General features: G+C 70.8%; 16 protein-coding genes. 5 read left to right on the forward strand and 11 right to left on the reverse strand.

Translation table 11 applies throughout. The features are described from left to right. Window positions 1–66: 66 nt before the first annotated feature. The gene (locus RDV84_RS04795; protein ID WP_057945986.1) at window positions 67–432 is read left to right on the forward strand and encodes a nuclear transport factor 2 family protein; all 366 of its coding nucleotides are present in this window, start codon (window positions 67–69) and stop codon (window positions 430–432) included. A 54-nt stretch (window positions 433–486) separates the two neighbouring features. On the opposite strand, the gene RDV84_RS04800 is transcribed toward RDV84_RS04795, so the two are convergent. From RDV84_RS04800 to dtd, 4 genes are all read right to left on the reverse strand, one after another. After that, window positions 487–975 (reverse strand): hypothetical protein, encoded by a 489-nt coding sequence (locus RDV84_RS04800; RefSeq protein ID WP_309152655.1) that lies wholly within the window; start codon window positions 973–975, stop codon window positions 487–489. Then, complete coding sequence (locus RDV84_RS04805) at window positions 972–1,469, reverse strand: hypothetical protein (protein WP_309152656.1); 498 nt, start codon at window positions 1,467–1,469, stop codon at window positions 972–974. The genes RDV84_RS04800 and RDV84_RS04805 overlap by 4 nt, the downstream gene beginning before the upstream one ends. A 127-nt stretch (window positions 1,470–1,596) precedes the next feature. Then, a complete protein-coding gene (rpoD, locus tag RDV84_RS04810; protein ID WP_057945983.1) occupies window positions 1,597–3,465 on the reverse strand; it encodes an RNA polymerase sigma factor RpoD in 1,869 nt (622 codons plus the stop codon). 92 nt (window positions 3,466–3,557) lie between these two features. Next, window positions 3,558–3,998 carry a D-aminoacyl-tRNA deacylase gene (gene dtd, locus RDV84_RS04815; protein WP_057945982.1) on the reverse strand — a complete coding sequence of 147 codons (441 nt, stop codon included), beginning with the start codon at window positions 3,996–3,998 and terminating at the stop codon, window positions 3,558–3,560. Window positions 3,999–4,127: 129 nt separating this feature from the next. On the opposite strand from dtd, the gene RDV84_RS04820 reads away from it, so the two are divergent. The 3 genes from RDV84_RS04820 (at window position 4,128) to RDV84_RS04830 (ending at window position 7,529) form a co-directional block, all read left to right on the forward strand. Further along, a complete protein-coding gene (locus RDV84_RS04820; protein ID WP_078996900.1) occupies window positions 4,128–5,063 on the forward strand; it encodes a lauroyl acyltransferase in 936 nt (311 codons plus the stop codon). Between the two features lie 124 nt (window positions 5,064–5,187). Next, window positions 5,188–5,955, forward strand: coding sequence for a PH domain-containing protein (locus tag RDV84_RS04825; protein ID WP_309152657.1), 768 nt, complete (start codon window positions 5,188–5,190; stop codon window positions 5,953–5,955). Between the two features lie 74 nt (window positions 5,956–6,029). Continuing rightward, window positions 6,030–7,529, forward strand: coding sequence for a PH domain-containing protein (locus tag RDV84_RS04830; RefSeq protein ID WP_057949910.1), 1,500 nt, complete (start codon window positions 6,030–6,032; stop codon window positions 7,527–7,529). 320 nt (window positions 7,530–7,849) lie between these two features. Here the strand turns inward: RDV84_RS04830 and RDV84_RS04835 are convergent, their stop codons facing one another. Together RDV84_RS04835 and RDV84_RS04840 are read right to left on the reverse strand one after the other, a co-directional pair. Beyond that, window positions 7,850–8,902 carry an IS30 family transposase gene (locus tag RDV84_RS04835; RefSeq protein WP_267272131.1) on the reverse strand — a complete coding sequence of 351 codons (1,053 nt, stop codon included), beginning with the start codon at window positions 8,900–8,902 and terminating at the stop codon, window positions 7,850–7,852. 836 nt (window positions 8,903–9,738) lie between these two features. Then, a complete protein-coding gene (locus RDV84_RS04840; RefSeq protein ID WP_309152658.1) occupies window positions 9,739–10,809 on the reverse strand; it encodes a CDP-glycerol glycerophosphotransferase family protein in 1,071 nt (356 codons plus the stop codon). Window positions 10,810–10,963: 154 nt separating this feature from the next. Here RDV84_RS04840 and RDV84_RS04845 point away from each other — a divergent pair, with 154 nt between their 5' ends. Beyond that, window positions 10,964–11,791 carry a glycosyltransferase family 2 protein gene (locus RDV84_RS04845; RefSeq protein WP_309153686.1) on the forward strand — a complete coding sequence of 276 codons (828 nt, stop codon included), beginning with the start codon at window positions 10,964–10,966 and terminating at the stop codon, window positions 11,789–11,791. Between the two features lie 25 nt (window positions 11,792–11,816). Here the strand turns inward: RDV84_RS04845 and RDV84_RS04850 are convergent, their stop codons facing one another. The 5 genes from RDV84_RS04850 to def all read right to left on the reverse strand — a co-directional run bounded on the left by RDV84_RS04850 (window position 11,817) and on the right by def (window position 18,701). After that, a complete protein-coding gene (locus tag RDV84_RS04850) occupies window positions 11,817–13,112 on the reverse strand; it encodes an O-antigen ligase family protein (protein ID WP_309153687.1) in 1,296 nt (431 codons plus the stop codon). 2 nt (window positions 13,113–13,114) lie between these two features. Further along, window positions 13,115–14,875: an ArnT family glycosyltransferase gene (locus tag RDV84_RS04855; protein ID WP_309152659.1), complete on the reverse strand. Its 1,761-nt coding sequence runs from the start codon at window positions 14,873–14,875 to the stop codon at window positions 13,115–13,117. 301 nt (window positions 14,876–15,176) lie between these two features. Continuing rightward, window positions 15,177–16,493 (reverse strand): 16S rRNA (cytosine(967)-C(5))-methyltransferase RsmB, encoded by a 1,317-nt coding sequence (gene rsmB / locus RDV84_RS04860; protein ID WP_309153688.1) that lies wholly within the window; start codon window positions 16,491–16,493, stop codon window positions 15,177–15,179. A 610-nt stretch (window positions 16,494–17,103) separates the two neighbouring features. Next, window positions 17,104–18,027, reverse strand: coding sequence for a methionyl-tRNA formyltransferase (gene fmt / locus RDV84_RS04865; protein ID WP_078998224.1), 924 nt, complete (start codon window positions 18,025–18,027; stop codon window positions 17,104–17,106). Between the two features lie 161 nt (window positions 18,028–18,188). Beyond that, window positions 18,189–18,701, reverse strand: a complete 513-nt coding sequence (gene def, locus RDV84_RS04870) for a peptide deformylase (RefSeq protein WP_057945975.1) — start codon at window positions 18,699–18,701, stop codon at window positions 18,189–18,191. Window positions 18,702–18,842 lie beyond the last annotated feature (141 nt).

Raw genomic sequence — 18,842 nt, forward strand, 5'->3', positions numbered from 1 at the left:
AGACGTACGCGGCCACGCAACATCCGCCCGCCTATCCTGGCCGCTCCTTCATCCCGGAGCGCCGTCATGGACATCCAGCAAATCGCCGACCGCTACGTCGAGCTGTGCCGCGCCGGCCAGCACGAGCAGATTCAGGACGAACTCTACGCCGACGACGCGGTCAGCATCGAAGCGCCCGGCCACCAGAACGGCCCGCTCGGCAACGTCCAAGGCCTCGACGCCATCCGCGAGAAAGGCCGCAAATTCATGGAAGACGTGGTCGAAATCCACAGCAGTTGGTGCAGCGATCCGGTCGTCGGCGGCGACTGGTTCACGCTCGCGATGGGCATCGACGCCACCTACAAGAGCATGGGCCGCGGGCCGATGACGGAGGTCGCGGTGTACAAGGTGCGCGACGGCAAGATCGTGCATGAGCAGTTTTTCTACGGCTGACACGCGAACCGAACTCCGCGCCGCCCCCGCGAGCCTGACGTTTCCGCAGGCTATTCAGTCGCTGGATTTCAGAAAGAAGACGCAGAACGCGACGATGAGCAGCGTCGCCGGCAGCCAAGCCAAACCCACTGCGATCAGCGCTTGCCTGGCCGGCCGCAACACACCTTCCGCGCTTCGACGCGCGCGCGGGGAGGTTCGCTGCATCATCGCCACGCCCCAGGCCAACAGCGGCTGCGCCAGCGCGATCGCCAGTGCCGTCAACGCTGTCGATTCTTCGCCCGCCAGGGTTCCGATCGCGGCCACCGCCAAGGCCAGCGGCGATGCCCACAACAACGCCACAGACAGACCGATGAGCGCGCTCGCCAGCGAGCGGCGCTGCAAGGACCACAGATTCCAGGACAGCATCAATGCACCGGCCAGCAGGCCGCCGAAGAAGCTGGCAACGCCGATTTGTTCGACGCTGAACAAGCAGTGCGCTGCCGACGCGCGCGGATCGTCCGTCACCTCGGCCTTGGGCGCTGACCAGATATCGTGCTCGCTCATGCGCGCAACCCGGCCAAGAGCGCGGGCGCCAACAGATAGACAAGCAGCAACGCCGCCGCGGCAACGGAAACGGAGCAGACCGCCCACCACGAACGCAGCGGCAAACCACGCTCATGACGGGCCCGCAATTCGTCGCCCTTAAGGAAGTAGCCGATGGCCGTGACGGCCGCAGCCTGAAGCGACAACAACGCGCCCATCTGCAACGGCATTCGGCTCGGATCGTGGTTGTAGCTGATGGCCATCGCCCCGTAATCGACGAACGCCACCACCGGAGCGATCAGCAGCGCTGTCGTCGCAAGCGAGAGCCAAGCCCAGCCGCGATTTCCGCGTGCGCGATAGTTCAACGCGATCATCCATCCACCGGCGACCGGCGTCGCCAGCAGGCTCCCCACGAACATGGCCATGAGCGTGAAGTGGGGCAACGACGAATGCGTGGCCTGATCGAGCGCGGCGACCGCCGGATCGGTCGCCCTGGCGTAAACGTTATCTTCCATGCGCGCTCTCCGCGGCCGTGCTACCTACGCAGCGACGATAACACCGCCTGGGGCCGGGGGACGGGCCCAAACGAAACAGGCCCCGCGAGCGGGGCCTGTTTCCTTTACGCAATCGCTACGTCTCGACTCAATCGATATCGAGGAAGCTGCGCAGCTGCTCCGAACGGCTCGGATGGCGCAGCTTGCGCAGCGCCTTGGCTTCGATCTGGCGGATGCGCTCGCGGGTCACGTCGAACTGCTTGCCGACTTCTTCCAGGGTGTGATCGGTGTTCATGTCGATGCCGAAGCGCATGCGCAACACCTTGGCCTCGCGCGGGGTCAGGCCGGCGAGCACGTCGCGGACCGTCTCGGAGAGGTTGATGTTGGTGGTCGCTTCCACCGGGGACTCCACGTTGGTGTCCTCGATGAAGTCGCCCAGGTGCGAGTCCTCGTCGTCGCCGATCGGAGTCTCCATCGAGATGGGCTCCTTGGCGATCTTCATGACCTTCCGGATCTTGTCCTCCGGCATGTCCATTTCTTTCGCCAGCTCTTCCGGCGTCGCTTCGCGGCCGTACTGCTGCAGCATCTGGCGGCTGATGCGGTTGAGCTTGTTGATCGTCTCGATCATGTGCACCGGGATGCGGATGGTGCGCGCCTGATCGGCGATCGAACGGGTGATGGCCTGGCGGATCCACCACGTGGCGTAGGTCGAGAACTTGAAGCCGCGGCGGAATTCGAACTTGTCCACCGCCTTCATCAGGCCGATGTTGCCTTCCTGGATCAGGTCGAGGAACTGCAGGCCGCGGTTGGTGTACTTCTTGGCGATGGAGATCACCAGGCGCAGGTTGGCCTCGACCATCTCCTTCTTCGCCTTGCGCGCCTTGGCTTCGCCGTAGGCGACCGCGCGGCTGATTTCCTTGAGCTCGTCCAGGGTCAGCAGCGAGCGGGTCTCCAGCTCGATGGTGGCCTGCTGTTCGGCCACGATCTGGTCCTTGACGTCGCGCAGGCCCGACGACCACTTCTGCTTGCGCTTGAGCAGTTCGTCGACCCACTCCAGATTGGTCTGGTTGCCTTCCCAGGCGCGGATGAAGTCCTTGCGCGGCATCTTGGCCACGCGGGTGGCCAGGTCGAGGATCTTGCGCTCGCGCTCCTTGATCGAGCCGACCACTTCGCGCAGGTTGCGCATCAGCGAGTCGGTCAGCGCCAGCGGCAGCTTGAGGGTGATGAACACCGCGGCGATGTCCTCGCGCAGCTTGGTCGCGTTCTTGTGCGCCGAGCCGTACTTGGCGTGGGCCTTGAGGAACTTGCCGTGCAGGTCGGCGATGGCTTCCATGCGCGCGGCGACTTCGACCGGATCGGGACCGGACACGGTCTCCTCGGTCTCCTCGCCGTCGCCGGCGGCCTCTTCGTCCTCGTCCTCGTCGGAGTCCGCGTCGGCGACGTCGGCCGGCGGCGCCGGCGGAGCGGCGGGCTCGGGCTCTTCGTCGAGGTGGTCGTTGAAGCCGACCACGATCTCGGCCAGGCGCTTCTTGCCGGCCTTGTGCTGCTCGTAATCGTCGAGGATCAGCTGGATCGTGCCCGGGTACAGCGCGAGCGAGGCCTGGACCTGGTTGAGGCCCTCCTCGATGCGCTTGGCGATGGCGATTTCGCCTTCGCGGGTCAGCAGTTCGACCGTGCCCATCTCGCGCATGTACATGCGCACGGGATCGGTGGTGCGGCCGCCTTCGCCGTCGAGCGCGGTCAGCGCCGCGGCGGCTTCTTCGGCCGCGGTGTCGTCGACTTCGCGGTTACCGGTGTTGCCGTCGGCGAGCAGCAGCGTTTCGGCATCGGGCGCAACTTCGTGCACCTCGATGCCCATGCCGTTGATCATGCCGATGATGTCTTCGATCTGTTCGGCGTCGACCAGATCGTCGGGCAGGTGATCGTTGACCTCGGCATAGGTCAGATAGCCCTGCTCCAAGCCCTTGGAGATCAGGAGCTTGATATCGGACGGAGGGGGCTGACGTTCGTTGGCCATGGGCTGCGCCACCGCGCTATTGAGGGTAGGGAACGCTCCAGTATATCAGGTCCGGCGCCCCCGACCCGGACAGGACGGGGCAGCGGACCGGATCAGGACCGGAGAAGGAAGGTGACCGGGCCGTCGTTGACCAGGCTGACGACCATATGGGCGCCGAACCGGCCGGTTTCCACCCCTCCGCCGTGGCGTTGCCGGCAGGTTTCGAGCAAACGGTTGAATAGCGGTTCAGCCAGCCCCGGCGCGGCCGCGGTGCTGAAGCCCGGGCGCATGCCGCTGCTGGTGTCGGCGGCCAGGGTGAACTGGCTGACCAGCAGCAACCCGCCGCCGGTGTCGGCCAGGCCACGGTTCATGCGTCCGGCCTCATCGGCGAATACACGGTATCCGAGCAGCCGATCGGCCATGCGCGCGATCTGCGCCTCGCCGTCGCCGGGCTCGATCCCGACCAGGGCGAGCAGGCCCGGGCCGATCGCCCCGACCGTTTCGCCGTCGACCGTCACCGCCGCCTGGGTCACCCGCTGGATCAGGCTCAACATCGCGCACCGCTTCAATTCCGGGGATCGCCAGTGTACGGCCTGCAACGTGCCGGCTATGGCGGCGTTCGCCGGGATTCGGGACCGCGTGCCGCCGCGGCGCTGGCGGCGGCCGCGGCTACACTCGCCGGCATGACCCAGTTCGCCGCCCGCGTCCTCTACTTCTTCGCCAGCCTGATCGGCCGCCTGCCCTGGTCCTGGCAGCAGCGCCTGGGCGACGCCGTGGCCGCGGCCTGGCAGCGCCGCGACGGGCGCGAGGCCCGGGTCGTGCGGGTCAACCTGCGCCTGGCCTACCCCGAGCTGCTGCCGGCCGAACGCGAGCAGTGGCAGCAGGCGATCGTGCGCACCACCGCGCGCCAGGCGGTCGAGACCCTGCGCCTGTGGACCCGCCCGCACGCCGAAAACCTGGCCCTGCTGCGCGAGCAGCACGGCACCGAGCTGTTCGACGCCGCCCTGGCCGCGGGCAAGGGCCTGATCGTGGCTGCGCCGCACTACGGCAACTGGGAGCTGCTGAACCAGTGGCTGGCCGCGCGCACGCCGCTGGCGATCCTGTACAAGCCGCCGGAGTCGCCGGTCGGCGAGGCCTTCCTGAACCTCGTGCGCGCCGACACCGACGCCCAGCGCGTGACCCAGGTGCGCGCCGAAGGCGCCGCGGTCCGCCAGTTGTGGAAGCGGCTCAACGCCGGCGGCGTGGTCGGCATCCTGCCCGACCAGCAGCCCAAGGCCGGCGACGGCGAATTCGCCCCGTTCTTCGGCGTCGAGGCCCTGACCATGACCCTGCTCGGCCGCCTCGCCGAGCGCACCGGCGCGCCGGTGCTGTTCTGCTATTGCGAGCGCATCGACCAGCATCCCGACGGCCCCGGCTTCGCCCTGCGCGTGGAAACCGCGCCGGCGGGCATCGCCGACCCCGATCCGCGCCGCGCCTGCGCCGCGCTCAACCAGGCGGTGGAGCGCATCGCCCGGCGCGATCCGGCGCAGTACCAGTGGACCTACAAGCGCTACACCCTGCGGCCGTCCGGCGATGGGCGCGACAATCCGTACCGCGCGATCGAGACCGACCGCCACTGAGCGGCCGCCGCCGCGACTGCGCTCGCGCAACGGCATCCGCGCGGCCGCATCGGCGGGCGCGCGCGAACCGACCGAACCCCGCGCGCCCCGCTACACTGCGGAAGAACCTCGCCCTGCCCGCACGATGACGCCCATCCCGCCCGGCTCCGCCTTCCCCGCCCCCACCTCCGCCGACGGCGCGCGCGAGCGCGAGCGCGACGAAGCGCATTCCGCGGCGGGGGACGTCGGCGCGGACGATCCGGCCGGGACCGACCTTGCCGAGACGGCGGCAGCGGCCGAGGGCGACGCCACAGTCCCCGCGTACGCGCCTGCCGCGCAGGCCCAGTCCGCCGGCGAGCCCGTCGCGACGCCGTCCGCGGCGCCTCCCGATGCCGCGCCCACGCCGCCGCCGGCCACGACCGCCGACGGGTTCCCGCGCGAAGGCTGGCAGCGCCTGCCGGCGCGCGCGATCCCGCTGTGCACGATCGACATCAGCCTGTCGCTGGCGGTGGTGTTCGCGATCGCCGCGGTGATCGGCGGCGTGCTCACCGTCGGCCGCCATGCCGGGCTCGCCAGCGGCCTGACCGGCGCGTTGTTCGGCGCCGGCATCGGCATGTGGATCGGCTTCCGCCGTTACCGCAACACCCTGTGGCGGCTCGACGATCACGGCTTCGCGGTGCGCCGCGGCGTGGCCTGGCAGCGCGAGACCATCGTGCCGCTGACCCGGGTCCAGCACCTGGACCTCAAGCACGGCCCGCTGCAGCGCATGCGCCGGCTGGCGACGCTGGTGGTGCACACCGCCGGCACCCGCCACAGTTCGGTGGCGATCGATCACCTCGACGCCGGCGACGCCCAGCGCCTGCGCGAACGGCTGGGCCGCCAGCTCGACCACGAAGACGACCAGGACCGATGAGCGCGCCCGGCCCCGTGTCCGCGTCGGCCGAGCGATCCGCCGCCGTCGCCGCGGCGGACGCCGCAGCGCCGACGATGCCGGCGGACGCGGCGGGCGCGGCCGGCGAACCCGTCGCCGACCGCCGCCTGCATCCGATGTCGTGGCTGTTCGTGCTGATCCAGCACCTCAAGCAATTCATCGTGCCGCTGCTGATCCTGGTCTTCGCCGGTCGCGGCGACCGCAACGAGCTGTATTCGCTGATCGGCGTCGGCCTGCTGGTGCTGGCGGCGCTGTGGCGCTATTTCACCTATCGCTACGGGGTCGGACCGAACGGGCTGGTGGTGCGCAGCGGCCTGCTCAACCGCAGCCTGCGGGTGATTCCGTTCGTGCGCATCCAGAACGTGGCCGTGCACCAGACCGTGCTGCACCGGGTGTTCGGCGTGGCCGAGGTGCGCATGGAATCGGCCGCGGGCAAGGAGCCCGAGGCGCAGATGCGCGTGCTGACCCTGGCCGACGCGATGGCGCTGGAGACCCTGGTGCGCCGCCGCGGCGCCGACCCGGCGCAGGCGGTGGAAGAACGCGCCGACTCCCTGCTGCGCCTGTCGCCGGCGGAAGTGCTGCGGCTCGGCCTGGTCTCCAACGGCGGCCTGGTGCTGGTCGGCGCCGGCATCGCCGCGGCGCTGCAGACCGTGCCCGACTTCAACGGCCGCGTGCCCGAGCGGGTGCTGCGCGGCGGCATGCACTGGCTGTTCGGCCGGGTCGAGGGCTACCACCTCGACGCCGGCGGCTACGCGCTGCTGGCCGCGGCCACGATCGCTTTGGTGGCGGTGGCGCTGAAGACGCTGTCGGTGACCCTGGCGCTGCTGCGTTACTACGGCTTCGACCTCAGCGAGCAGGGCCGCCGGCTGACCGCCGAGCGCGGCCTGCTGGCGCGCTGGCGCACCACCGTGCCGCGCCGGCGCATCCAGGCCTGGACGCTGGAAGAAGGCGTGCTGCACCGCCTGCTCAAGCGCCGCCGGCTGGCGGTGGACACGGTCGGCGCGGACGAACACGACGAAGGCCGCGCGCTCAAGGAACTGGCGCCGATCGCCTCGCCGCAGACCTGCGACCGATTGATCGCGCACCTGCTGCCGCACGCGCGCTGGGACGCGCTGGAGTGGCGCGCGCTGCCGAACGCGGCCTGGTGGCGGCTGTTCCTGCCGGACGTGCCATGGACCGTGTTGGCGGCGTTCGCGCTGTACTGGCACCTGGGTAGCTGGAGCCTGCTGGCGCTGCTGTGGCTGCCGTGGTCGGCGTTCAAGGCGCAGCGGCGCGCGCGGCGCATGGGGTATGCGATGAACGCCGAACTGGTCGCGGTGCGCGAAGGCTGGTGGCGCCGGCATTGGCGTTTCGCCGAGCTCGACAAGCTGCAGGCGCTGCAGCTCACCCGCTCGCCGCTGGACCGGCGTTGCGGCACGGCGACCTTGTGGCTGGATACGGCGGGGGCCGGCGCGTTGAGTCCGCCGTTGCGGATACGGTTTTTGCCGGCGGATGAGGCGCGGCGGCTTTACGATCGGTTGGCGGGGGCGTTGGCGGGGCGGCCGTTGCGGTGGTGAAGACGCCGGAGCCGTGCGGTTTCGCCGCCAGGCTTCGAGGCCGCAAGCACCCGGCCGTCATTCCGGCGAAAGCCGGAATCCGCAGGACTCTGCCTTTGCCTTTGCCTTTGCCTTTGCTTTGCCTTGACGTTGTCGTTGTCTTAGCCCTTAGCCCTGACGCAACCCCACTCGAGGCCCACGTTCCGCAGCCCCGAAGGGCGCGCGCATGGATGCGCGCGTGCGCCATGGGACATGGATGTCCCTTATGGCGCAGCCCCGCGCAAGGTGCTGGACCTAGTGGCTTTTGACCTTAAACAAGCGTTTTTCTTTGGCTGGCGGAGTCAATGTCCAAGTGCATCACCCTGCGCCCGCGGGTTTTTGAGTTCCTCATAGAGCACCTCAACGGGCGAGCGCCTGCCCAGGCTACGACGGGGGCGGTTGTTCATTTCCCACGCCACCTCCTTGAGGCGCTGCGCAGAATGCACCGACAGATCGGTGCCCTTGGGAAAGTATTGCCGCAACAAGCCGTTGGTGTTTTCGCAGGTTCCGCGTTGCCACGGGCTATGGGGGTCGGCGAAGTAGATCGCTAAACCGGTGCGTTCGCTCAACTGCCGATGCGATGCCATTTCCTTGCCCTGGTCGTAGGTCAAGGTCTTCTTCAAACTTTCCGGCACGCCTTCGAACGCCGAGCTGAAGGCCTCCAGCACCGTGTGCGCGGTCGCGTCGGCGAGCTTGACGTACAAGGTGCGGCGGCAGACCAGCACCCCGATCGCCGAGCGATTGTGCGCGCCCACGATCAGGTCGCCCTCCCAATGCCCCGGCATCAGGCGCTCATGCGCGGCCGGCGGCCGCAGGCGGATGTTGGGTAGATCCGGCAGATGGCCGCGGGCGTCGCTTCCCTGGCGCGTGCGGCGGCCGGACTTGCGCCCCTGCCGCAGCAGACGGGTCACCTGGCGGCGCAATTCGCCGCGCGGCATCGCATAAATCGCGGTATAGATCGTTTCGTGCGACACGCGCAGCCAGGGCCGGTCCGGGTACAGATCCCGCAGTTTGTCGGCAATCTGTTGCGGCGACCAGCACCGTTCCAGCCAATAGCGCACGCGTCGCCACAGCACGGTGTCGCGTCGCAGCTTGCGGCGCACCCGCGCCCGTCGCCGCAGTCGCTGGGCCCGCCGGCCCGCCCGGGTCGCATCGTAGCCAGGGTCGAAACGGGGGCGTCCGCGCAGCGGCGGCCCCGAATGGGACCGAAACCCATTACGACGCAACTCGCGAGCAATAGTGCTTTGCGCCCGACCCAACGTCTGCGCGATTTGCCGTCCGCTCGCCCCTTGGGCGATCAAGACCATGATGGCTCCGCGCTCTTCTGCGCTCAGATGTGAATACTGCTGGCCCATTCACAGTGCCTCACTGAGGTGATGCACTTGAGGTTAGAGACCAGCGCTACTTTCTTTTTTCGCGCTGACAAAAGAAAGTAGCTCGGCCGCTTGCGGACGAAAGCTTTTGATGGCGGCTTGTCGTCGCGCGACATATCGATAACGGCGAAGGCGGCAGCAACGTCAACATGGGTTCCGGCTTTCGCCGGAATGACGGTCGTGGGGTTGCGTATCCGACTGTAGGAGCGGCGCGAGCCGCGACCGCGGCAACGCAACTACGATGAAACTTTCACAATCGCCGCGATGGCGCGGTCGCGGCTTGCGCCGCTCCTACAGGGGGCTTACCGCGGCAAGGTCGGCCTCTGCTGTAGCAATGGGTGACGACAAGCGAACATCAACAGCTTCCGTCCGCAAGCGGCCGGGTCACTTTCTTTGTCTGAAGCCACAAAGAAAGTAACCAAAGAAAAGGCCTTATTTTTTCGGATCAAGAGCCACTATGGCTCGAAAGGGGCGCGGGGCCGCGCCATAAGGGGCATCCATGCCCCATGGCGCGCGTGCGCATCCATGCGCACGCCCTCCGGGGCTGCGGGACGTGTGCTTTTCGTGGGGTTGCGTCCGAGCGAACGGCAACAGCACGATCGAGATGGATTCCGGCGTTCGCAGGAACGGCGGGGCGAGTAAGTGGCGTCGTCAATGAGGCGGCGCGGTCGCGGCTCGCGCCGCTCCTACAGTCGGAAACGAAACCGGCCGCAGCCCCTGTAGGAGCGGCGCGAGCCGCGACCGCGACGATTCGACTACGGCGAACGCACCAGCGCCGCCGCATACTCGCGACGGCGACGCGCTTCCCGCGCCGCGCCTCAGGCGCCCGGCCCCCAATACCCCAAATCGCGCCGGATCTGCAGCCCGCGCCACCACGACGACAGCGGCTTGCCGCGCAATCTGCCCAGCGTGCCGTCGAGCAAGTCGCCGGTCGCCGCGATCACCCGCTGCGACGACAAGCCGTCGCGGTACGGGTGGATCGCGTCGGCGTACGCGTCGATCGCCGCCTGCAACTGCGGCGTCGGCGCGAACGCTTGCGCCAGCGCTTGCTCCAGTTGCGCCGGATCGGCGAAATCGATCATGTGCGGCTTCGGCGCGCGATTACGGAAGGTCGCCACCGGCTTGCGCTGGACCACGAACTCCGACACCACCGAAGTGGTGTCGGCGACCAGCACGTCGGCCGCGCGCTGCGCGGCGATCAGTTGCTCGGTCTCGACGAACGCCGCGTTCGGGCCGGCCAGCGCGCGGTAGCGTTCGAACAGGTCCGGCGCGCACTTGGGATGCAGGGTCAGCAGCCAATAGCGATCGCCGCGCGCGACCTGCGCGGCGATCGCCTCGAACAAGTGCGGCGCCGCGCTCAGGCGCTCGGTGAAGGTCGAGGCGAACATCGCCACCGGCCGCGCGCCGGCCGGCGCGCGCAAGGCGGCGGACGCGCCGTCGTCGTCGCGGAACAGCGGGTCGAGCTTGGGCCAGCCGGTCTCGACCACGGCGAAATGCCCGGCCCGCGCGGCCAGTTCGCGGAACGGCGCGGTGGTGGCCGGGCCCTGGGTGCAGTACAGGTCGAACAGCCCGCGCACGCGGAAGTGGCCGCGCGCATCGGCGCGCTTTTCCACGTTGAACCCATGGAACAGCTGGACCTTGGCGCCGGCCACGAACGGCGGCACCCAGTTGGCCGCGCTGAACACCGCGCGCGGCTTCAGCGCCACCGCCGCGCGCAGGCCGGCGCGGCCGGGTTCGAGCATGCGCACCGGCGCCGGCAGCGCGGCGCCGGCGGCGCCGTCGGCGAACCACGCATGGGCCGTGTGCCCGGCTTCGTGCAGCGCCTGCGCCAGCGGCTGCAGGATCGGCAGCGCGTAGCGTTCGGTGGCGAAGAGCAGGTAATCGGACATGACGGCGGCCGTTGAGAGCGAGAAGTGAGTGTAGAGGAGCGAGCGATGAGCAGGAGCGCCCCCGCTTTAGCTCACTCCTCGCTCCTCTGCGCTCGCTCCTCGCCGTACCGCCGCGGGGTATCCTGAGCGCCGTCGCCGCACCCGGACCGCCGCCATCGACACGCCCGCGCCCAACGACGCCGCCCGCCCCAGGCTGTCGGCCTGCATCATCGCTTTCGACGAGGCCGACCGGATCGTCGACTGCCTGGCCTCGCTGGCGTTCTGCGACGAGATCGTGGTGGTGGATTCGCACTCCGCCGACGCCACCGTCGCCCTCGCCGAGGCCGCCGGCGCGCGCGTGCTGCAACGCCGCTTCGACGGCTTCCGCAGCCAGAAGCAGTTCGCCGTCGAGCAGGCCGCGCACGACTGGGTGCTGTGCCTGGACGCCGACGAACGCGTCGGCGACGAACTGCGTGCCTCGATCCTGGCCGCGCGCGACCGCGGCTTCGACGCGGCCGCCGGCTACCGCTTCGCCCGGCTGTCCGACTATTTCGGCCGTTTCCTGCGCCACGGCAACGCCTATCCCGACCGGGTGCTGCGCCTGTTCGACCGCCGCCGCGGCGGCTGGCGCGGCCAGCGCGAGGTACACGAGGCCGCCAGCGTCGACGGCGCGGTGGCGACGCTGCGCGGCGACCTGATCCACTATCCCTACCGCTCGCTGCAGCAACAGCTGGCCAAGACCGAGCGCTACGCGCGGATGATGGCCGAGCACGAACACGCGCGCGGCAAGCGCGCGACCCTGGCCAAGCTGGTGTTGGCGCCGGCGTGGCGGTTCTGGCGCGGCTATCTGCTGCGCGGCGGCTTCCGCGACGGCTGGCACGGGCTGGTCTACGCCTACGTGCGCGCCAACTACGTGCGGCAGAAGACCATCATGCTGTGGATGCTCAGCAACGGTCAGCCGGTGGTCACGCCCGAGCGCGGCGCGGGCGACGGCAAGCCCTGAGGCGTGACGGCGCGGCCGGCGCCGCTCACTGCGGCGGCCGCTCGCGTTCGAGCAAGGCGAAGCCGTACAACAGGCCGATCGCGACCGCGTAGAACGAGGCGACCAGTTGGTGGGCGAACATCGACTGGGTCAGCCCGCAGGCGATGTACACCAGCACCAGCACCAGCCCGGCCAGCGCGCTGCTGCGCGCGCGCGCGACCGTCTGCGCGCGCAACAGCCGCGCGAACAGCGCCAGCGGCACCAGATAGATCGCCAGCAGCGCCAGCACCCCCGGCACGCCCATGGTCGCGGCCCATTCGAAGGCGTCGCTGTGTGCATGGCCGAGCTTGCAGAAGCCGACCCGCGGCGCCGGCGGCGCGCATTGCGGAGTCGCCATCACCACGGTCTCGAAGCGGCCGACGCCGACGCCGGTCAGCGGATGCTCGACGAAGGTGTCGCCGGCCAGTTCCAGCAAGGTCACGCGCGCGCCGAGCGAGGACTCGTGGTCGCCGCCGCGCTTGACCTTGTCCATGTCCGAGGCCAGTTCCTGCATCCGGGTGAGCTGCGCCAGCGGCGGGATCCAGTGGCTCGCCACCACCGCCAGCGCCATCGCCGCCAACACCGCCCAGGACAGCTTGCGCGCGCGGCCGCCGCTGACGATCAGCGCCACCAGCAGCACGATCGCCAGCCCCGGCCACACCCCGCGGCTGCCGCTGAGCACCACCGCGCCCACGCCGAGGGCGCAGGCCAGCGAGGTCCACAGCAATTCGCCCGAGGGCCGGGCGAACACCGCGATCACGATCAGCGCGATCAGGGCATCGGCGAACACGATCGCGTTGGCGGTCCAGCCCAGCGCGCGCTCGGTGCCGCCGGCGACCTGGAACAACGCCAGCGCGAACGCGCCGGCCAGGCCGGCCAGCGCGCCGGCCCACAGCCAGCGCCGCGACGGCCGCCACGCATACACCAAGGTGGCGAAGAACGGCGCGGTCAGCAGCCGCAGGCGGTTGTCGGCCTCGCGCCAGCGCACGTCGAAATGGAACTTGGAGAACAGCACCACCGCCGCGGCCAGCACCGCCATCGCCAGCAGCCAGCGCAACTCGCGGCGGGCGTCGCGCCAGCCGCGCGCGAACACCGGCGGCGCCAGGGCGAAGGCCAGCAGCGCGAACGCGGCGAACGGGCCCAGGCCCCACGACGTGGACAGCAGCAACGCCGGCAGGAGGAATAGTCCGACCTGCAGCAGGCGCTGCGCCAGCCGCTCGCGCGGCGCGGCGAAGCCGGGCGCGTCGCCGGCGGGCGGCGCGGCGAGCGGCGCGGGAGAATGCGGGGGAGGCGTTGCGGGCACGCTCAATCGTACTCGTGGTCGTCTTCGTTGCGCGGCAACGGCGGCGCGGCCGGGCAGCCGGTGCGCGCGGCGTACGGCACCAGCCACCACTCGCGGCGGTTGGAACGGCCGATCATCTCGGCCTTGCCGCGGTCCACGCAATCGGGCACCGCCGGCGCCTGCACGAACAGCACGCGCGCGTCCGGCGCCCGCGCCTGCCAGGCCAGGCCGAGTTCGAGCTGCTTCTGCCAGCCCATGCGGAAACCGAAGTTGACGGTCCTGGACTGCGACATCAGCAGGTTCTGCTCTTTCCACGCGACCAGGCCCAGCTCGACGTCGGCGCCGATGCGCTGCGCCGCGCGGGTCATGACTCCGCGCGCGGAGGACGAATCGTTGAGCACCGGCGTGATCAGCAAGCCGTAGCACACCCACACCCCGCACAGCGTCGCCACCATCGCCCGCACCGGCCGGCGCCGGCCCGACCACAACAGGCAGGCCGCGCCCCAGGCGCCGATCGCGGTCACCCCGGCGGCGAGCGCGCGGCCGTGGTCGGTGAAGCCGCGCTCGGCGATCAGCCGGGCTTCGAACTTGGGATCGCCGAACCACATCGACAGGCCGACCCCGAGCATCGCCGCGACCAGCGCCACGGTGAAGCCCAGCGCGATGCGCCGCGGCCACGCCCGGCGCAGGATCCCGGGCAGCAGCGGCGCGAACATCAGGCAGGCCATCGGCAGCGCCGGCAGGATGTAGACGTCGCGTTTGCCGCTGGGGATCGAGAAGAACACGATCACCAGCGCCCACCACGCCAGCGGCAGCAGGTAGCGCGCGTCCGCCCGGCCCAGGCGCCGGCCCCAGGCGCGCAGCGCCCACGGCAGCGCCAGCATCAGCGGCAGCCACATCGAGAACATCACGCCCAGGTGGTACCAGACCGGTTGCGGATGGTCCCAGGACTTGGCGTAGCGGCCGGCGGTCTGGCGGAACAGGATGTCGTTGAGATAGACCTGGTAGCCCGGATCGCCGGCCTGGGTCGCGACCAGCACCATCGGCGCCAGCCACAGCGACACCGCGACCGCGAACGCCAGCGGCCCCAGCCAGAAGCGCGGGTCGCCGACCCCGACCCGCACCGGCATGCGCACCCAGGCCAGCGCGCGCGCGCCGAACCCGTCCGGCGCCAGCCGCGCCTGCAGCGGCCGCAGCAACGCCGCCAGCGCCAGAGGCAGCAGCATCAGCAGGGCGATCGCGCCCACGCCCTTGGTGATCACGCCGATGCCGGCGGCGAACCAGCCCAGCGCCCACCAGCGCCACGCCGGCCCGGTCAGCAGGTGGCGCAGCAGGCCGTAGTTGGCGAAGGTGATCCAGAACACCACCGACGGGTCGATCTGCGCCTTCTTGGCCTGGTAGGCGAAGTGCAGCGTGGTCAGCAGCGCCCAGCCGGCGTAATAGCCCACGCGCGTGGTCCACAGGCGCCGGCCGAGGTCGACCACGCACCACAGCGTGCCCAGCGCCGCCAGCAGCGACGGCAGCAGGAACGCCACGCGCCAGTTGCCGGTGATCAGGTAGGAGACCGCTTCGGTCCACATGAACAACGGCGGCTTGTCCGAATACAGCTCGACGCCGCGGTGCGGGAACAGCCACTGGCCGGTCTCGACCATCTGCTTGGCCACCAGGGCGAAGCGCGGCTCGTCGGCGGGCCAGGGATCGCGCAGGCCGAGGCCGGCTCCGAGCACCAGCCAGGCCGCGACCCAGAACAGCCACGCGTGGCGGGACAAGGGATGCTTGAACATGCGGGGAATGATACGCAGCGGAAAGTGACGGGTGGAGAGGGCTGGTCGCGCAACTGCGCCGCCGCTCACTTTCGGCTCATGCCGCGTCCGCACGCCGGCCGCGGACGTCGCCGGCCGACCGCGTCGGGACGGGTCGCGGCGAGCCGGGCCCGGATGAACCAGACCCCGACCGGCCGCTTACGTCAGGACGCAGGCTCGTCGCCGCGTCCATCCGTCCCGCCGGCTCCGCGACGACCGACCCGCGATCGCGGCGACGCGATCGCAGCGCGGCGCCGGCGACGAACCCGGCGGCGCCCGACGGCTATCCGGCCCGGCGCAGCCGTGCGTAGAAGAAGCCGTCGCCGCCGTCCTCGCCGGGCAGGCGCTGGCGGCCGACCTCGCGGTCGTGGCCGAAGGCCGGGCCGAGCGGGTCGATGCGGGCGTCGTCGGTGCGGGCCAGGAACGCACGCACCTGGTCTTCGTTCTCGGCCTTGAGGATCGAGCAAGTGGCGTAGACCAGGACGCCGCCGGGCGCGAGCGTGCGCCACAGCGCGTCCAGCAGTCGCGCCTGTACGAGGCTAAGCGCGGCGATGTCGGATTCGCGTCGGTGCAGCACCACGTCGGGCTGGCGGCGGACGATGCCGGTGGCCGAGCACGGCGCGTCGAGCAGGACCGCGTCGAACGGCGCGCCGTCCCACCACGCGTCCAGGTCGGCGGCGTCGGCCGCCTGCAGTTGCGCGCGGCCGTCGGCGAAGCCGGCGCGCGCCAGGGTCGCGCGCACCCGCTGCAGGCGCGCGGCGTCGACGTCCAGCGCGGTCAGCCGCAGCGAGCCGTCGCGTTCGAGCAGGTGCGCGCTCTTGCCGCCGGGCGCGGCGCAGGCGTCGAGCACGCGCGCGCCGGGCGCCGGCGCCAGCGCATCGGCCACGCGCTGGGCGCTGGCGTCCTGCACCGAGACCGCGCCGTCGGCGAAGCCGGGCAGCGCGGCGACGGCCCGCGGTTCGTCGAGGCGCAACGCGTCGGCGAGGCCGTCGGACGCGGACGCGGCGATGCCGGCCTCGGCCAGACGCTGCATGTAATTGTCGCGGGCGTCCTGGGCGCGGTTGACCCGCAGCCACATCGGCGGTTCGACCGCGCTTTGCGCGAGGATCGCGTCGTAGCGCTCGGGCCAATCCTTGCGCAGCATTCCGCGCAGCCAGCTCGGCCAATGCGAATGGCGCGGGTCGACCGCCGGCAGGCCGTCGCGCTGGGCGCGGCGCAGCAGCGCGTTGACCAGCCCGGCCTGATGCGCGCGGCCGAGCAGGCGCGCGGCCTGCACGGTGGCGTCGAGCGCGGCGTGCGCGGGCAACTGCATCGGATCGAGTTGGGCCAGACCGGCCAGCAGCAACGCGCGCAGTTCGCTGTCGCGCGGCGGCAGCGGGCGCGGCATCCATTCGTTCAGCGCCGCCTCCATGCGCAAGGGTTGGCGCAGCACGGCGAAGCAGATCGCCTCGACCAGGGCGCGGTCGCGCGAATCGGCCAGCGCCGGCAAGGCCGTGGCCAGTTCGGCCTTGAGCGAACGGCCGCGATGCAGCACCGCGTCGAGCGTACGCGCGGCGATCGCGCGCACGCGCGCGCCGGGGTGGCCGTCGTCGGCGGGCAGCGGCGGCGCGGCCGAGTGTTCGGTGCGGAAACGCGCGTACGGTTCGGCGCCGGGTTCGCGGTCCCGATCGCGTGCGCCGGGCGGCCTCGGCTTATCGCCGGTGCGTGCGGCGCCTGGGCCTGCGGCGCCATCGCGGCGACGTTCGCCGGCGCTGCGGCCGTCGCCGTCGCCGCGAGGCGCGGCGTCGCGCGGACCGGGCGAGCGCGCAGCGCTGCGCGGGCCGCTGCCGCGTGCGCCTGGGCTGTGGCGGTTGTCGCTGCGTGCGCCGTCGCCGCGCGCGTCGTTGCTGCGTGGGCCATCGCCACGCAGGCCGTTGCTGCGCGGGCCGGCGCCACGCGCGCCATCGCCGCGCGGATTGCGCTCGCGACCGGCGACCTCGCGCGCCGCCGCGCGTTCGCGACGCTCGCGCCGGGCCGCCGACGTGCGCTGCGGGTCCTGCTCGCCGCTACGTCCCGGCGCGGCGGCGGGCCGCTCGGGCGCCGGCGCGTAGCGCGCGGCGTCCAGCGAATCCAGCTTGCGCAGCCGTCCGGCCGTGGGGCGCGCCTCGCCGTCGAGCGGTGCGGCCGGCTTGGACGAGCCGGGCTTCGGCGGATCGCGGCGTTCGCTCATCTCAGCGCACCGTCGCCAGGTCGCGGCGGCCGTTCAAATAATCTGCGGCGGTGATCGCCTTGCCGCCTTCGCGCTGCAATACGCGGATGCGCAGCGCGCCGTCGCCGCAGGCCACGTCGATGCCGTCGCGCCCGGCCAGCAGCACCGTGCCGGGCTCGGCGCCGTGCGCCAGCGGCAGCGCCACCGCGCCGTGCACGCGCACGCGCTCGCCGGCGAGCAGGGCGTCGGCCATCGGCCAGGGATTGAACGCGCGCACCTTGTTGGCCAGCTCGGTCGCGGGCCGGTTCCAGTCCAGCCGCGCCTCGGCCTTGTCGAGCTTGTGCGCGTAGGTCACGCCCTGCTCCGGCTGGGGATACGGCTGCGGCACCAAGCCCACCCGCAACAGGCCCAGGCCGTCGCGCAGCACCTGCGCGCCGATGTCGGCGAGGCGGTCGTGCAGTTGGCCGCCGGTTTCGTTCGCGCCGATTTCGGTGTCGTTGGCGAGCAGCACCGGCCCGGTGTCCAGGCCCTTTTCCATGCGCATCAGGCACACGCCGGTCTCGTCGTCGCCGGCCTCGATCGCGCGCTGGATCGGCGCCGCGCCGCGCCAGCGCGGCAGCAGCGAGGCATGCAGGTTCCAGCACCCGTGCACGGGAATATCGAGCACCGACTGCGGCAGGATCAGGCCGTAGGCGACCACGACCATCAGGTCCGGCTCCAGCGCGCGCAGCGCCTTGCGCGAGACCGCCTGCTTGAAGTTCTCCGGCTGCAGCACCGGGATGCCGCGCAGCAAAGCCTCGCGCTTGACCGGCGACAGCGCCATCTCGCGCCCGCGCCCGGCCGGACGGTCGGGCTGGGTGTAGACGGCCACCACTTCGTTGTACTGCGCGGCGGCGCGCAGGGCGGGAACGGCGAATTCGGGGGTGCCGGCGAAGACGATGCGCATTGGGGCGGGACTGGGAACTCGGGAATGGGGAGTAGGACGGCAGCGGCCCGGAGCTTAGCGAACCGGGCCGCGCAGGCGCGCAAAAACAGAAAAGGGAACGGGGCCGAGGCTGCGCGAACGCGGGCCCCGATGCCCCATTCCCTATGTCCGGCGCCCGGCGGTTACGCCGACAGCCGCTTCTGCTTGGCCAGCTTCTTGCGCACCATCTCGCGCTTGAGCGGCGAGAGGTAGTCGACGAACAGCTTGCCTTCGAGGTGATCCATCTCGTGCTGGATGCACACCGCCAGCAGGCCGTCGGCGCTGAGCTCGAACGGCTGGCCGTCGCGGCCGACCGCGCGCACGGTGATGGCGTTGGCGCGGGTCACGTCGGCGAAGATGCCGGGCACCGACAGGCAGCCTTCCTGATAGACCTGCTCGCCGGAGCGCTCGAGGATTTCGGGATTGACGAACACCAGCGGCTGGTTTTTGTCCTCCGACACGTCGATCACCATGAAGCGCTGGTGCACGTCGACCTGGCTCGCGGCCAGGCCGATGCCCGGGCACTCGTACATGGTCTGGAACATGTCGTCGAGCAACTGCTGGAACGCGGGTTCGGTGACGCGCGCGGGATCGACCGCGGCCGCCTTGGTGCGCAGTCGCGGGTCGGGGAACTCTAAGATCGGTAACAGGGCCATAGGGCACCTAAAATGGGGGCGTGGGTCACATACGCAAGTTTTCGTTGCATTGTACCCCCATTACAGGCCGTCCATAGCCGGTCAATGCCTGATAGTGTTGCGCGACTTCTGGGCTATAGTCCGGGTGCCCGCAAAGGGCAA

Source organism: Lysobacter yananisis, assembly GCF_031199375.1.
Classification (GTDB): domain Bacteria; phylum Pseudomonadota; class Gammaproteobacteria; order Xanthomonadales; family Xanthomonadaceae; genus Lysobacter; species Lysobacter yananisis.

What these genes read in the sequence shown, in the direction of transcription:
- RDV84_RS04795 (WP_057945986.1), top strand. Translation starts at nt 67, where the DNA reads ATGGACATCCAGCAAATCGCCGACCGCTACGTCGAGCTGTGCCGCGCC.
- RDV84_RS04800 (WP_309152655.1), bottom strand. Translation starts at nt 975, where the DNA reads ATGAGCGAGCACGATATCTGGTCAGCGCCCAAGGCCGAGGTGACGGAC.
- RDV84_RS04805 (WP_309152656.1), bottom strand. Translation starts at nt 1,469, where the DNA reads ATGGAAGATAACGTTTACGCCAGGGCGACCGATCCGGCGGTCGCCGCG.
- rpoD (WP_057945983.1), bottom strand. Translation starts at nt 3,465, where the DNA reads ATGGCCAACGAACGTCAGCCCCCTCCGTCCGATATCAAGCTCCTGATC.
- dtd (WP_057945982.1), bottom strand. Translation starts at nt 3,998, where the DNA reads ATGTTGAGCCTGATCCAGCGGGTGACCCAGGCGGCGGTGACGGTCGAC.
- RDV84_RS04820 (WP_078996900.1), top strand. Translation starts at nt 4,128, where the DNA reads ATGACCCAGTTCGCCGCCCGCGTCCTCTACTTCTTCGCCAGCCTGATC.
- RDV84_RS04825 (WP_309152657.1), top strand. Translation starts at nt 5,188, where the DNA reads ATGACGCCCATCCCGCCCGGCTCCGCCTTCCCCGCCCCCACCTCCGCC.
- RDV84_RS04830 (WP_057949910.1), top strand. Translation starts at nt 6,030, where the DNA reads ATGCCGGCGGACGCGGCGGGCGCGGCCGGCGAACCCGTCGCCGACCGC.
- RDV84_RS04835 (WP_267272131.1), bottom strand. Translation starts at nt 8,902, where the DNA reads ATGGGCCAGCAGTATTCACATCTGAGCGCAGAAGAGCGCGGAGCCATC.
- RDV84_RS04840 (WP_309152658.1), bottom strand. Translation starts at nt 10,809, where the DNA reads ATGTCCGATTACCTGCTCTTCGCCACCGAACGCTACGCGCTGCCGATC.
- RDV84_RS04855 (WP_309152659.1), bottom strand. Translation starts at nt 14,875, where the DNA reads ATGTTCAAGCATCCCTTGTCCCGCCACGCGTGGCTGTTCTGGGTCGCG.
- fmt (WP_078998224.1), bottom strand. Translation starts at nt 18,027, where the DNA reads ATGCGCATCGTCTTCGCCGGCACCCCCGAATTCGCCGTTCCCGCCCTG.
- def (WP_057945975.1), bottom strand. Translation starts at nt 18,701, where the DNA reads ATGGCCCTGTTACCGATCTTAGAGTTCCCCGACCCGCGACTGCGCACC.